Origin of the sequence: Actinomadura sp. KC06, from assembly GCF_004348735.1 — a bacterium.
Taxonomy (GTDB): Bacteria; Actinomycetota; Actinomycetes; order Streptosporangiales; family Streptosporangiaceae; genus Spirillospora.
Genome location: NZ_SMKT01000373.1, coordinates 1 through 1588 on the forward strand (window position 1 = coordinate 1; position 1588 = coordinate 1588).

Below are 1588 nucleotides of genomic sequence, written 5' to 3' on the forward strand. Positions count from 1 at the left end.
ACCACGCCCCGCCGCCCGCCCCCGGCCCCGACGGCCCGGACGGCGAGGCGATCCCCGACGGCCCGAACGGCCCTGACGGCGACGGCGACGGCGACGGTGACGGCGGCGGTGACGGCGGCGGTGACGGCGGCGGTGACGCGGCGGCCGCGCGGGTCGTCGCGGCGCTGGCGCGGGACCTGGACACCGGGTTCGAGGCCCTCTACGAGGCCTACCGGGGCGCGGTGTTCTCCACCGCGCTGCGGCTGTGCGGGCGGTGGGCCGAGGCCGAGGACCTGGCCGCCGAGGCGTTCCTGCGCGCCTACCGGGCGCTGTGCGGGTACGGCCCGGACCGGATCGAGGGGCTGCGCCCGCGGGCGTGGCTGCTGACGATCCTGACGAACGTGTGGCGCAACAGCCTGCGGTCGGCGGCCAGGCGCCCGCAGCCCGGCCCGCCGATCGAGGACGCCCCGGACCCGCCCGACCCGGGCGAGGGCGTGGAGGACGCGGCCGCCCGCCACGAGACCGGCCGGGAGCTGGCGGGGCTGCTCGCCGAACTGCCCGACGCCCAGCGCGCCGCGGTCGTGCTCCGCCACGTCACCGACCTGCCCGTCGCGGAGATCGCGGCCGTGCTGGGCGTCCCGGAGGGCACCGTCAAGTCGCACATCTCCCGGGGCCTGGCGCGCCTGCGCAGGCTCCGCGCCGAACACCATCCCGGCCCGGCCGCGCCGGACGGGGCCGATCATGATCCGCAGCACCTTGACCAGCGAGGGGGTACCCGATGACCCGCACCGATCCCGCCCACGGAGCCCCCGGCCCCCCGGCCCGCGACCCGGCCGGAGAGGCGGCCGAGGACCTGACCGCACACCTGGCCGGAGAGCTGGCCGGGCTGGCCGCCGACGCTCCCCCGTCCCTGCTGGACCGCATCGCCGCGCGCCGCGTCCACGTCCCCGGGCCGCTGGAGGGCCTGCAGGTCGCCTTCACCGACCACGGCGTCGCCTACCTGCGCGCCGGGCTGGACGACGAGGAGTTCACCGCCGCGTTCCGCGCCCGGTTCGCGCGGCCGCTGCTGCCCGCCGCCCGTCCGCCCGCCGGGCTGGTGCCCGCGCTGCGCACCGGGAAGCTGGGCGGGCTGCGGCTGGACCTGCGCGGCCTGTCGGAGTTCGAGGCGGACGTGCTGCGCGCCGCGGCGAAGATCCCGCGCGGGCAGACCCGCCCGTACGCGTGGGTGGCGCGGGCGGCGGGGCGGCCCAAGGCGGTCCGGGCCGTGGGGTCGGCGCTGGGCCGCAATCCCGTCCCGCTGCTGATCCCCTGCCACCGCGTCACCCGCTCGGACGGGACGCTCGGCGACTACGTGTTCGGCGCGGACGCCAAGGAGCGGCTGCTGCGCGCCGAGGACGTCGACGTCGAGGAGGCCGTGGAGCTGGCCCGGCGCGGAGTGCGGCTGGTCGGCAGCGACACCACCGGGATCGTGTGCTACCCCACCTGCGGGGACGCGCGGCGGATCACGCCCGCGCACCGGCGCGGGTTCGCCGACCTGGCCGCCGCGCGGGCCGCCGGGTACCGGCCGTGCCGGCACTGCCGCCCCGGCGACCCCCAACCGGCCTGACCC

Annotated in this window: 2 protein-coding genes; both read left to right on the forward strand. The window is 79.3% G+C overall.

From position 1 onward, the window contains the following. On the forward strand, positions 1 to 761 hold a 761-nt coding region (locus tag E1287_RS43115; protein ID WP_347814014.1), incomplete at its 5' end, for an RNA polymerase sigma factor. Continuing rightward, positions 758 to 1585, forward strand: coding sequence for a methylated-DNA--[protein]-cysteine S-methyltransferase (locus E1287_RS43120; protein ID WP_131971912.1), 828 nt, complete (start codon positions 758 to 760; stop codon positions 1583 to 1585). The genes E1287_RS43115 and E1287_RS43120, both read left to right, overlap by 4 nt. Positions 1586 to 1588: the final 3 nt, after the last annotated feature.

Bases quoted from the DNA above. Each gene is read 5' to 3' on its own strand.
- E1287_RS43120 (WP_131971912.1), top strand. From the start codon at position 758: ATGACCCGCACCGATCCCGCCCACGGAGCCCCCGGCCCCCCGGCCCGC.